The organism is Bacillus sp. FSL K6-0268, assembly GCF_038005425.1.
In the GTDB taxonomy this organism is placed as follows: domain Bacteria; phylum Bacillota; class Bacilli; order Bacillales; family Bacillaceae_G; genus Bacillus_A; species Bacillus_A thuringiensis_S.
Genome location: NZ_JBBOTF010000001.1, coordinates 1,602,087 through 1,614,768 on the forward strand (window position 1 = coordinate 1,602,087; position 12,682 = coordinate 1,614,768).

Consider the following 12,682-nt stretch of genomic DNA (forward strand, 5'->3'; position numbering starts at 1 on the left):
AAAGCTTGGAAACCTGTCCAAGCCTTTCTTACTTCTAAGTAATTTTTTCAATCTTATAATGAATATGTAAAAATTTAAGTCCAAATATCCACATGCTATGATGAGCTGTTAACATTTTATCCTTATCCTCTGTAATGACGAAAGTCTCTGCTAACGGTAAACGGATTGTTAAGAACTGAGTATGTAAATAAATACCCTCATCTCCCTGACCATTTTCTCTTAACTTACTAGTAATGATTAAATCATGACTATCATTATATATTTTCAAAATACCAGTCATATTCGAATAAGGTAAAGGTAAGGCGATATTCATATATGTCTCATTCTTATTTGTATGCTTTGAATAAAGAGCTACAAAAATAGATTCACCTGCTTCATTTTTCCTTAGCCAAGCCCTTACATTCTCTCTTCCATCTTTCTCATCTATTACATTAATGATAGAGCCATGCATCGTTTCCCAATTGCCGCCCATCCCTAAATGTATTTGTCCCACACGCTTACTCATTTTCTCATAACAAAATGCAAATGGGCGGAACCAACGAGCCCATTTAATATTTGATTGCAACTCATACTCTGTTGTATTTTCATAAAAACGAATAATACTTAAAGGTACCTTCGTCACGTCAAATGACTCACTATGAAAATCAGTTATTTGATCAACTAAACCGTTGTATTCCTTACTGCCTACTAAATTGCCGCTATATAAAAAAGCCTCACCAATTGCCACACTTCCTCTTAATTTACTCATTGGTTTCCCATAGTATTTATAATTCGGAACACTCTTTTCGATCATCCAGCCGACAAATGCCGGTAACGCTACTCCAATTCCATTGACAACACCATGAATCCAAACCATTTGAGCAATTGTAATCGTCATTACATGCTTCAAATTCCCGTATGAGTATATAAGTGAGAACATAATTGTAACCATGAGTGTACTAGACGAAACGATTAGTAGAATCTTTGCACTGATAGCATTAAATTTTGCTTTCCAAACGTAAAATCCATACCCATAAATCGCACATAAATATAGAAACACTGCAAAAAATTCAAATATTCTCGAGTATGTAATTCCTATTGCGACTGTCATAGGTGAAATCATGATGATAAACATAATAACATCATATACTTTACTTCTCTTTTCTCTTTTTCTCCCTATTAAACCAGCTGATAATGGCAATAGAAACGCCGAATAATGAAAATGTGCAGCTGTGAGTAAAACAATGTCAGAGCTAAACTGCATAATTGAAAGTTTTGCTACTGAAGCAAAAAACCAAAAACCACCTAAAAACAAATAAATAAACGCACTATCTATGGCGGTCTCTTCTAACGGCTTCCATCCTCTTTCTAGCAATCTACTTACACCAAATAACGCAACAATTCCTGTATATACAAACCAAACTAGCGCAAATACATAGTGATTTGTGACGAAAGCTAGCATTGCACAAATTGCTGCAATTGGATATAAAAACGATACGAATTTATAAAATAATAAATACGATCCATCTCTTTTTCTTTTATCAATAATACAAAGTGACATTGGTATAAATAATAAAACAGATAATAATATAATTGCTTCAACAGGATTTATATTCGACCGCTCACATAATAGAAAAACAACATAACCAGCAAGCCCAAATATTATATTTTTCATATCGTTTATTTCCTTTCCACAAATGTTCCCTTATATGAAAAAAGCGAGCCAATTAACGGGTTTCGTACTTGTACATGAATTCGAAAACACTGTAGTGTTGCATCATAACTTTCAACAATTTTTGCTTCACCATACAAGAATTTTGGCAACGGAATTTTTCTTCCAAACATATAAAACCATTGTTTCTTTGAAGCAATATGCATTGCCCCTAACTCATCGATATGAAAATGTAGTGTAGAAACGAGTAAATGTGGTTCGCCAAAATAATCTACAATTTCATTTTCGTTTTCATCCAATTGCATAACTGCGTTAAAATATCTTTTCTTATTATGAAAATAAAAAGTACGGTTCCACCTTACTAATTCTTGTCCATATTCATCTCGCTCAGCTATGTTTTGTATCGTAAATGGAATTTCCTCTCCTCGTTCCGAGAAAAACATTCGAAACTTCGATGCAATTTTCAATATAAATTTCACGAAAAAAGAGCCACCGTAAATTTCATCCATCTTTCCTTCCCCTGTAAAACTATTCTCTTCTGTAATGGCATAACGCTTCTGCAATTCAGGATGAAGATTTTTATAGGTATCCCCTAATAATCGTTCATACATATTAGCCATACACTTATCCCTTTCTCGCCCTCTTGCAATTTTTCGCGCTTGGTAAATCGAAACTATTTATATAACCGACAATTGATAACCCCATTAGAAGAACATTTAATGTAATCGGATTAAACGGCCCTGTAAAGCTTGCGATATTCGTAAATCCTGCCGCTAACGTTAAAACTAGTAATACAATAATATGCAGTATAAATAATTTTCGTTTTGTTAGTGGCAACAGCCATACGACACCGAAAATTATTTCTAACACCCCAATTATTTTAAGTATATATACACTACTTTCATTTGAACCAATTAATACAGAAAGCATCTTTACTTCTTCTGAATGAGTAAACAGTAGTTTCGGCACTATCCCTTGATATATCCATACAAAAGCAAATAAAAAGCATACGAGCCAATACGTCATTGTTCTTCTAATTAGTAACCTAGGATGAAGCCCCTTTTCTAACCATAATTTTAAGGCATCAAAACTCCAAGCGGTCGCCCAACCTAATAACGGACGAAAAATATAGGAATCTATTACATTTCCTATACGACCAAATCTTGTATCATAATCATATTGTGTCTCAAAATGGATGTATTCTTTATTCGGCGTATACTTCCAATAACCACGTCCTATTTGAATAAGAGATAATGTATTATCCGTCCAAAATTTTAAAGAGGAAATTCTTTCACCAGTTTCTTTTCTTATTTCACCTATTGATTCCCCTCGTATATTAATATTTAAGCCCTATCTCAGGCTTAGTTTTTCTCTCTAATAAGAGTCCAGTAATAAAGAAAATACTTGGACGTCTCAAGATATTTCTAGATAATGGTCTTAGGATCATTTGGGACAATTCTGTATTCCCCTGTGGATTTACCACACGAAAAGAGTGTTTCTCAGTGAACGCGCGGGGCTCCCTACTCGCAGGCTGAGCAGCCTGATCCTCGAACCTAGATGTTAGTAGCTCTAGGGCGGCTTTCGATTCAGGACTAGCTCTTATACACGAGGTTGTTGGTCGGCGTACACACTAGAGATATCTCGAGACGTCCAAGCAATGATTCTAAATCGAAAGGAGGTCTCTTACGTGAGATTATTTGTTGGTCTAGATGTAAGTTCGTTTGATATGAAAGTTTGCTTTTTAAATGGTGAAGGAGAAAAGCTAGATTCTTTTTCAGTCAGTAATGACTTACCAGGTGCACAGGTACTTAAAGAACGATTATTACAGTGCACAACCAATCAAGAGGTTGAAACTTTAAAAATCGGCTTAGAATCTACATCTGTTTACAGTTTTCACCCATCCATGTTTCTCCATCATGACGAAGACTTAAAAAGATTTGGCACAAAGGTATTTCTTCTAAATCCAAAACAAGTCGCAAACTTCAAGAAAAGTTATTCAGACATGAATAAGACTGACGAAATTGATGCCTTTGTCATCGCTGATTATTTACGATTTGGGCGAAATCAAATGTCCATCGTGAAAGAAAGTCAATACGTGGCATTACAGCAATTAACAAGAGCTCGTTATCAACTCGTTAGAATGTTGACAAAGGAGAAACAACATTTTCTACAACACCTAAGTTATAAATGTAATACGTTCTCACAAGAAGTCGATTCTTCTATATTTGGTAACGCCATGATGGAATTGTTCCTTGAAAAATTCAGTCTAGAAGAGCTAGCTGACATGCCTTTAGAGGAACTCGCTGAGTTCCTACAGGAAAAGAGTAAAAATCGATTTGGTGACCCGAAATGTGTCGCATCAACCATTCAAAAGGCTGTTCGCACGTCGTACCGTTTAGATAAGGTGGTAGAAGACTCAATCGATATTCTTTTAGGAACATCAATCGAAATCATTCGTACCTATCAAAGACAAATTAAAGAACTAGAAAAATCTATTAAGCGGATCATGGCTGGATTAACGCAAACATTAGAATCCATTCCTGGAATCGGGCCTATATATGCCGCTGGTATTATCGCTGAAATTGGCCAAATCGAAAGATTTGACGATGAAACCAAAATCGCAAAATATGCCGGGTTATATTGGCGTACATACCAGTCTGGCCGGTTCACCGCTGAAAATACTTCATTATCTCGTAATGGGAATCATTACTTGCGGTATTACTTAGTTGAAGCCGCCAACTCTGTAAGAAAGCATGTATTGGAATACCAAGAATATTACGCAAAAAAGTATAATGAAGTACCAAAACATCAACACAAACGTGCACTCGTTCTAACCGCAAGAAAATTTGTGCGATTGGTGGATGCGCTACTACGTAATCACCAACTCTTTACGCCTGAAAGGTGTGTGAAAGTGTGACATAAAACTTGTCATCGCTACCTTTCAATCAATTCCAGTATTTTACATGCGGTGCTGGTCTAGTTTCGTGATGTCTTTTTTAAGCAATTTGTCCTTTGATAACTTCAAAATATATTATTTTTCAGTTGACATACTACCGCAGGTCTTCTCCAGCTATTTCAAGCCCAAATCCAATCTTTGTTTTATACAAAAACTTCTGTGGTTCTCCTTCTTTTTTCCCTAAATACGAAATTTCAGTAAAGCGAGCATCCCACTCTGTATGTATATCTGGTTCTTGCGTATATCTCCATAATTTTTCCATCGTCGTGTTCATTTTTGTCGCAACATAAATAGGCTGTTTCCTTTTCATTCTCCCACCTCCTATGCACTATAAGTTTAATGTACATGCAATGAATTTATTTTGCTACATTTTTCACAAACTTTTCTAGAAAAAGAAAGAATTTTTAAAATATATATAAAACACTTGATTCCACGAAAAATTTAAATTATTATAAAACAAATGTTACCAATAACTTCATAAATCAAACACTCTCGCCTAAAACGTGAGATAGAGGTTGCGATACTTATGAGTATTCTAATGGAGACACAGAGATGTCTATGAACTTAGATGAAAGGAAGTATTGCCGAAATTGATAAATTTCTCTGCATTTGTCAATTGGGGCTGTTTTCGAATAGAAACAGAACTGTCATATGTACAGACGTGTACGTATGAAGAGCTATCTACAAAAAAGAGATATCATTTTTTTATGATATTCCTTTTTTGGCGGTTTTTTTATTAGCTCCGTTTTCTGTTTCCCTTTTCCTGTAACAGCACCATCCTCACTTATTTGAGATGGTGTTTTTTGTTTGTCTTTCTGGTAACTACAGGAGTATTGGGATTTATATATTTCCTAATCTATTCTTAAAAATAGACGAAAGAAGGAATTTGTAATGGAAACAATTGTTCAAAAATTTGGTGGCACTTCTGTCGGAAGCGTCGAACGCATTCAACATGTAGCAAATTTAATTATTGAAGAATATGAACGAGGTCATAGCATTGTCTCTGTCGTTTCAGCAATGGGAAAAAGCACAGATGAACTTGTCGCACTCGCTAACGCTATCACAGAAAATCCAAGTAAACGTGAAATGGATATGCTTCTATCTACAGGAGAACAAGTAACTATTTCATTATTAACAATGGCACTGCAAGCAAAAGGCTATCATGCAATTTCATTAACAGGGTGGCAAGCAGGTATTACGACAGAATCTATACATAGTAGTGCACGGATTACTGACATTCATACAAATCGTATTCAATCTTATCTTGCTGAAGGCACGATTGTTATCGTAGCTGGTTTCCAAGGTATAAGTGTAGAAAATGAAATTACAACGCTTGGCCGTGGTGGTTCTGATACGACTGCTGTCGCACTAGCCGCTGCACTTAAAGCAAAAAAATGTGATATTTATACGGACGTGACAGGCGTATATACGACGGACCCACGAGTTGTAAAAGATGCTTACAAATTAGACGAAATTTCTTATGACGAAATGTTAGAGCTTGCTAATCTCGGTGCCGGCGTATTACACCCGCGCGCTGTTGAGTTTGCTAAAAATCATAACGTAGTTTTAGAAGTTCGCTCAAGTATGGAACAAGAAAACGGAACAATTGTAAAAGGAGAATGTAACATGGAACAACAATCAATCGTTAAAGGTATTGCATTTGAGGATAACATTACACGTGTCACAATTAAAGGATTAGAACAAGGCTCGCTTTCAACAGTTTTCTCTACATTAGCAGCAGCACACATTAATGTAGATATCATAATTCAAAGTATTACAAATGAAGGAACTGTACACCTCTCCTTCTCCATTCATTCGAATGATTTAAGAGAAACTTTAGAAGTTTTGGAACAAAATCAAGAAACTCTTCACTATGAATCTGTAGAACATGAAAATCACTTAGCAAAAGTATCAATCGTAGGATCTGGCATGGTATCTAACCCAGGTGTCGCTGCAAATATGTTCACTACTTTAAAAGAAGAAGATATTCATATTAAAATGGTAAGTACATCAGAAATTAAAGTGTCTGTCGTTATTGACCGCCTTCATTTAGTAACAGGCGTTGAGGCGCTGCATCAATCATTTATGGCGAAAATTGAGCCTTTCGTGCAAATGAGCTAATCTCATCTATTTAGTAATACTAAAAAAATCATATTAATGTATTACATTCCTATTAAATAAAAAGCTGTTCGTTAACACGATGCTATATGACATATTAAAAAACACCTTGTCACATTTTCCTATACTGTGACAAGGTATTTTTAACTGAAAGGAATTTGTAACTACTTAGTAGTATAATTATGAGGATAATTAAATAATAGACTTTTATACATAAGGAGATAAGACTATGGCAAAAAACAAATTACTACGAATGGACAATGTCAGCATCGTTGTAGAATCCCTTGATAACGCAATCTCTTTCTTTGAGGAGATTGGCTTGAATCTCGAAGGTCGAGCCAATGTCGAAGGTGAATGGGCTGGTCGCGTAACTGGACTCGGTTCTCAGTGCGTAGAGATCGCTATGATGGCCACTCCAGATGGCCACAGCCGAATTGAACTTTCGCGATTTCTCACCCCTCCTACTATAGCAGATCACCGAACAGCTCCTGTAAACGCCCTCGGTTATCTACGCGTCATGTTCACCGTTGAAGATATTGACGAAATGGTATCGAGACTCACTAAGCATGGTGCAGAGCTCGTTGGCGAAGTAGTTCAGTACGAGAACTCGTATCGTCTCTGCTACATTCGTGGAGTCGAAGGAATTTTAATCGGTTTGGCGGAAGAACTCGGTAATAAGTAAGCAAGTGACGTTTTGTAAAAAAGAGGGAATAGCTCTATATTTAAGCTATTCCCTCACTTCTATTAAAACAGATGAATGTTTTCTTTTTTACAAGCTGCACGTAAATCGTCAGGCCATACAGAAGATTGAACTTCACCGATATGTGCTTTACGTAAGAAGTACATGCACATTCTTGATTGTCCAATGCCACCGCCGATTGTTAATGGTAGTACGTCTTCTAATATACCTTTATGGAAATCATACTCACGTTTGAAGTCTTCACCAGTTTTCGTTAACTGCTCATCAAGTGATTTACTATCAACACGAATTCCCATTGATGATAATTCAAATGAAGATTGTAGTACTGGGTGCCAGAATAAAATATCACCGTTTAATTTCCAATCGTCATAATCAGCTGCGCGTCCGTCGTGCTTTTCACCTGAACGAAGTGCATCACCAATTCCAATAATAAAGACTGCACCGTGTTCTTTCGCAATTGCATGTTCACGATCTTTCGGTGTTAATTCTGGATATTTATCTTCTAGTTCTTGAGAAGTAATGAAAACAATCTCTTCTGGTAAATACTTTCCAAGGAACGGATATTTTTCAAATAAGTGATCTTCTAAATCTTTGAATATTCCATAAATTGTTTGTACTGTTTTTTGTAAGTAATCGACAGTACGCCATTCTTTTTGAACGATTTTTTCCCAATCCCATTGGTCAACGTAAATGGAATGCGTTGCATCAAGTTCTTCATCACGACGAATCGCGTTCATGTTTGTATATAAACCTTCACCAGCTTCGTATCCGTATTCATGTAATGCAAATCGTTTCCATTTCGCTAGTGAATGAACAATTTCTAATTCTTCTCCTGAATGTAACATATCAAATTCAATTGGGCGTTCTACACCGTTTAGGTGATCGTTTAATCCTGATTTTTTCGTTACGAATAATGGTGCAGATACGCGGAATAGTTCAAGGCGTTTTGCTAATTGGTCCTCGAAAAATGTTTTAACTTCCTTAATTGCGATTTGAGTCTCTCTTACTGTCATTAATGATTGATACATGGTGGTTTCCTCCTAAAATGTTTGGATGTTGTGAAAAGAAGCCAACAAAAAAAGCCCTTCTTTCCCAAAAAACTGGGACGAAAGGCTTTGGTTCCGCGGTACCACCCAAATTAGCAACAGAGGTTGCTCACTTATACAGTACGGAGATAAAATATCTCGATACTGTTCTTCTTGTAACGGCGAAGTTCCCGGCTAAGTCTACTTTCCTATAAAGGATTTCGGTTAGCAACTCCAGGAGGTTCTTCATAATAGGCTTCGTATCAGGCTCACACCACCCCTGACTCGCTTAAACTACGTCCTACTACTACTCGTCCTTTCATAGTCGTTTTGTTGTCACATCTCTGAAACATTTTATTAATGATTATTCTATACAAAAAATAAAGAAAGTCAACAAAAAGTTTTAAAATGTTTTTCAATTCTTTATTTTACGGCTTTATTGATTGTTGTTAATTTAACATCTTTACTTTTTCTGCCTCGTCAATCCAAAAAATGTTTCACTGATCGAAACTAACGTATACACAACAATTAATGTGATCGTTCGGAATATAGAATCCGCAGTATTTCTTATTATTTTCATTTTCTTTATAATTCCTTTCAGTTTACTTGCAATTTCATGATATACTATAGCATTCAAGCAGTTTATTTTTACTTAAAGTAATCATAGTCATTTATAAAGAGTATTTTCTAAATCATTGACTATTATCAAATAAGATTTTTATATAACGGAGTGATCATATGAGTAAAACGAAAGCAAAACCGAAAAAAGGTGTAGGACAAGGTACAGGAAGTAAAGGATGGAACCGTTGGCAATCAAGTGCAAAGAAAAAGGCAGCTGCCAAACCATACAAAAGTAAAGGTACAAAGAAGTAATTTAAATAACATTTGATTTCTTTACTTTGTACAAAACAAAATATAATTATTACAACAAAAAAGCTATGCCCTCATCAATTTGAAGGCATAGCTTTTTTATATTAAATCATTAAAATATCTCGAATTTCTTCCTCTGTGATTGAGGACAATTTCTCTTCTCCCGGCTCAATCACTTCAGCGATTAAATTTTTCTTACTTTCTTGCAGTTCATGCATTTTCTCCTCAATTGTTCCCTGAGCTACTAGCTTTATAACTTGCACTGTATTTTTTTGTCCCATTCGATACGCTCTATCGGCCGCTTGTTGTTCAACAGCTGGATTCCACCATAAATCATATAATATTACTGTATCTGCACCAGTTAAATTAAGTCCGGTACCACCAGCTTTTAAAGAAATGAGAAATAGCTCTCCTTCTCCTTCGTTAAACCGATCGCACAGCTCTACACGTTCCTGCGCTGGTGTACTCCCGTCTAAATAAAAGTATGGAATTGCTTGTCGATTTAACTCACGACCAATAATAGAAAGCATCTTCGTAAATTGAGAAAAAATTAATATTCTCTTCCCTGTACTTCTACATTCCTCTAGAATCTCTAACAGTTGTTCAAATTTAGCTGAACTTCCTTTGTAATCATCAACAAATAAAGCGGGATGACAACAAATTTGTCGCAATCTCGTTAAACCAGCTAAAATTCTAATTTTATTTTTACGTAACGTGTCTTTGTCTAAATGCTTCAACGTTTCTTCCCTTAACTTCGCTAAATAAGCAGCATAGAAACTCTTTTGATCGGGTAATAACTCCGATGATTGTAAGTGCTCTATTTTCTCTGGCAACTCATTTAATACGTCCCCTTTTAACCGTCTTAATACGAATGGTTTCACTCGCTTCGCTATATCTTCACGCCTTAAATCACCGAACTCTTTTCTTCCTGGTAATAATTCCGGGAAAACGACATGGAAGATAGACCATAGCTCTTCTAATGAATTTTCTACAGGTGTCCCCGTTAGTCCGAAACGGTATTCAGCTTGAATTGTTTTCACAGCTCTTGCCGTTTGTGTTGTAGGGTTTTTAAACGCCTGTGCTTCATCAAGAAATAGTGTATGAAATGGTCTTGCATATAATCTTATATCTCTTCTCAGTAATGGATATGACGTAATTATGACATCAAATTCCGCTATATCTTTCAAAATCTTCCGGCGCTCTGCTTGGTTTCCATCTGCAATAACCGCTCTAATATGCGGGGCGAATTTTTTCAATTCACTAAACCAATTATAAACAAGAGATGATGGTGAAACGACTAATATAGGCAGCTTCTTTTCTCGAATCTCAGGCAAAACAGAATCTATAAAAGCAATGCTTTGCAACGTTTTTCCAAGTCCCATATCATCTGCCAAAATACCGCCAAAACGGTAATAAGCAAGTGTTTTCATCCATTCGAACCCATATACTTGATACTTTCTCATTTCTGCATTTAAAGTATTTGGCACAGCAAACTTTAATTTTTTCGGATTTTGAATATTTTCTACTAACTCTTGAACAGAATCATCCACACTTAAAACATTGCCTTCATGAAGTCCATTCATCCATTTTACACTCCGAATAAGCGGAACATTTACCTCTTCTCCATGTAAAAATTCTTTCCGAATACCTGATTCTTTTATAAACTGATTAATTTCATTAAACTCTTTACTCTCTAGCGATAAAAAAGAACCGTTCGCCAATCGATAATATTTACGTTTCTCTTCAAGAGCCGCTAATACACCTTTAATTTCTGCTTCTGGTATTCCTTTTATATCAAAACGAAATGACAACCAATCAATTCTTTCTTTTCTTCTCACTCTAATAAGAGGAACTACATCCCCTTTACTAATTCGCAATTTAATTGCTGTCGTCGCATAAATATCAACTAAACCTTTTAATGTTGGCACGACGTGATATAAAAAGTTATACTCAGCTTCTTCATTATGCATAAAGTAACCGCCTTCTGTTTTTGCAAAGGCACTTTCACTCATAATGTCTAAAATCTCTTTTTCCTTTTTCTCATCACGATTAAAAACAGACGGCTGTCCATCCTCTTCTAGCGGATTAATCATGACGTTCCCATAGTGAAATTCAAGACCTGCTAATAAGCGATTTTTCACGCGGTCTAAATACAATTTCGCTTTTAGCGAAGGTGTTTCAACACGATCCGATATTACTTCATCAATGTGTACAGTTCCGAGCTTCATTAATCCTGGTACAACTTTCCCGACGAAATGTTCCATCTTACTTTCTGGAATATAAAACTGATTACTATTTGAGCGACTTATCATCTTTTGTAATTCAATAAGTCGCATACAATCTTCAATGTGTAAGTGATATAATTTCCCATCGTAAAGTGCATTGTTATACATATCCATAACTCGTACACGATTTAGACCATCTATATGAAGTGTAAATCCGCCATTATTTCCCTTTGTAAATTCAAAGTGTAACGGCAACAAACCTTTTGAAACTTGTAATCCCTGAAACAGTTGTTCATTTTGTTTCAGCTGTACATATTCAACTTTAGAAAGTGAAGAGAGCATATCTTTCCATGAAGCTGGTGGTATGAATATCATACTTTCATCTTGTTTCGCATGTACTTCTAGCGCATCCTCATACATTTTTTCGTTATGATACATTTTAATGAGCTGCTGGATAATCGCATCCGTTTCTTGTTTAAAACTATGTACATCTGGCGTATATGTAAATTCATTTGAACAATGAAAAGACTCTCTTTTCTCCACCTTAGAAAGAAATTCTCTAATATGATTTATGAAATACACTTTGGCAAGTTTCAATTGAATTCCAAGTAGAGCCCCACCACTTCTCGTAGCTACTGGTGTACATATAAACTCAACATCTAATATTTCGCGTGTATCAAAACGGTGTTGTTTACTTTTTGGCCTCAGTGGTTTGTCCGCAAACAGCTGAAACATACCACTTGTCAATTGATCGTTTCTGTTACTAGTGGAGCTCATTCCACCTGTTTGTTGATTATAGTTTATTTGTATTAATACTGCTGCAACATGTTGACAATACGTTTGAAAAGACGATAATGAAGGACAACTACATTTTGCAACAACATCACCCTTTTTAGCTTTTTCTACTGTAACATGGAAATCCTCGTTCCCTTTTACTGTAGCCTCGCAAATTTCTTTATTTTTATCATAATGATTTATTATCACTTTATTTGATTTATAATAGGCTTCACCTCTTTTATATGAGGTCTCTCCGCACACTTCTTTAATAATCGATTTATTCAATGTGAAACTCATCGCTTTGACACTTCCTTAATATAAAACCATTTTCTCTTACTTAACATTTTACATGCTCCACGA

General features: G+C 35.6%; 8 protein-coding genes, 2 pseudogenes, 1 riboswitch and 1 other annotated feature. Of the genes and pseudogenes, 4 read left to right on the plus strand and 6 right to left on the minus strand.

Annotation, left to right across the window (positions count from 1 at the left end; all coding sequences use genetic code 11):
* Positions 1-34 precede the first annotated feature (34 nt).
* The 3 genes and pseudogenes from MHI28_RS08015 to MHI28_RS08025 form a co-directional block, all read right to left on the minus strand.
* Complete coding sequence (locus tag MHI28_RS08015) at positions 35-1,654, minus strand: YndJ family protein (protein ID WP_000789395.1); 1,620 nt, start codon at positions 1,652-1,654, stop codon at positions 35-37.
* Between the two features lie 5 nt (positions 1,655-1,659).
* Complete coding sequence (locus MHI28_RS08020) at positions 1,660-2,271, minus strand: DUF4166 domain-containing protein (RefSeq protein WP_000002648.1); 612 nt, start codon at positions 2,269-2,271, stop codon at positions 1,660-1,662.
* Positions 2,272-2,275: 4 nt separating this feature from the next.
* Positions 2,276-3,001, minus strand: a pseudogene (locus MHI28_RS08025) (DoxX-like family protein); the annotation flags it as partial.
* A 337-nt stretch (positions 3,002-3,338) separates the two neighbouring features.
* Here MHI28_RS08025 and MHI28_RS08030 point away from each other — a divergent pair.
* The gene (locus MHI28_RS08030) at positions 3,339-4,568 is read left to right on the plus strand and encodes an IS110 family transposase (RefSeq protein ID WP_100909797.1); all 1,230 of its coding nucleotides are present in this window, start codon (positions 3,339-3,341) and stop codon (positions 4,566-4,568) included.
* A gap of 145 nt (positions 4,569-4,713) precedes the next feature.
* On the opposite strand, the pseudogene MHI28_RS08035 reads toward MHI28_RS08030, so the two are convergent.
* Positions 4,714-4,917, minus strand: a pseudogene (locus tag MHI28_RS08035) (hypothetical protein); the annotation flags it as partial.
* A gap of 191 nt (positions 4,918-5,108) precedes the next feature.
* Positions 5,109-5,295, plus strand: a riboswitch (Lysine riboswitch).
* Between the two features lie 203 nt (positions 5,296-5,498).
* Between MHI28_RS08035 and MHI28_RS08040 the strand changes: the two are divergent.
* Both MHI28_RS08040 and MHI28_RS08045 read left to right on the plus strand, forming a co-directional pair.
* Positions 5,499-6,728: an aspartate kinase gene (locus tag MHI28_RS08040; RefSeq protein ID WP_000448029.1), complete on the plus strand. Its 1,230-nt coding sequence runs from the start codon at positions 5,499-5,501 to the stop codon at positions 6,726-6,728.
* A 226-nt stretch (positions 6,729-6,954) separates the two neighbouring features.
* The gene (locus MHI28_RS08045; protein WP_001107256.1) at positions 6,955-7,407 is read left to right on the plus strand and encodes a VOC family protein; all 453 of its coding nucleotides are present in this window, start codon (positions 6,955-6,957) and stop codon (positions 7,405-7,407) included.
* 62 nt (positions 7,408-7,469) lie between these two features.
* Here the strand turns inward: MHI28_RS08045 and asnA are convergent, their stop codons facing one another.
* The gene (gene asnA / locus MHI28_RS08050) at positions 7,470-8,453 is read right to left on the minus strand and encodes an aspartate--ammonia ligase (protein WP_000284912.1); all 984 of its coding nucleotides are present in this window, start codon (positions 8,451-8,453) and stop codon (positions 7,470-7,472) included.
* Between the two features lie 70 nt (positions 8,454-8,523).
* Positions 8,524-8,782: a binding site (T-box leader), on the minus strand.
* 406 nt (positions 8,783-9,188) lie between these two features.
* Between asnA and MHI28_RS08055 the strand changes: the two genes are divergently transcribed.
* Positions 9,189-9,323, plus strand: coding sequence for a DUF3934 domain-containing protein (locus tag MHI28_RS08055; RefSeq protein WP_000047588.1), 135 nt, complete (start codon positions 9,189-9,191; stop codon positions 9,321-9,323).
* Between the two features lie 101 nt (positions 9,324-9,424).
* On the opposite strand, the gene MHI28_RS08060 is transcribed toward MHI28_RS08055, so the two are convergent.
* The gene (locus tag MHI28_RS08060) at positions 9,425-12,619 is read right to left on the minus strand and encodes a DEAD/DEAH box helicase (RefSeq protein ID WP_000011068.1); all 3,195 of its coding nucleotides are present in this window, start codon (positions 12,617-12,619) and stop codon (positions 9,425-9,427) included.
* Positions 12,620-12,682: the final 63 nt, after the last annotated feature.

Bases quoted from the DNA above. Each gene is read 5' to 3' on its own strand.
- MHI28_RS08060 (WP_000011068.1), bottom strand. From the start codon at position 12,619: ATGAGTTTCACATTGAATAAATCGATTATTAAAGAAGTGTGCGGAGAG.
- asnA (WP_000284912.1), bottom strand. From the start codon at position 8,453: ATGTATCAATCATTAATGACAGTAAGAGAGACTCAAATCGCAATTAAG.
- MHI28_RS08020 (WP_000002648.1), bottom strand. From the start codon at position 2,271: ATGGCTAATATGTATGAACGATTATTAGGGGATACCTATAAAAATCTT.
- MHI28_RS08045 (WP_001107256.1), top strand. From the start codon at position 6,955: ATGGCAAAAAACAAATTACTACGAATGGACAATGTCAGCATCGTTGTA.
- MHI28_RS08040 (WP_000448029.1), top strand. From the start codon at position 5,499: ATGGAAACAATTGTTCAAAAATTTGGTGGCACTTCTGTCGGAAGCGTC.
- MHI28_RS08015 (WP_000789395.1), bottom strand. From the start codon at position 1,654: ATGAAAAATATAATATTTGGGCTTGCTGGTTATGTTGTTTTTCTATTA.
- MHI28_RS08055 (WP_000047588.1), top strand. From the start codon at position 9,189: ATGAGTAAAACGAAAGCAAAACCGAAAAAAGGTGTAGGACAAGGTACA.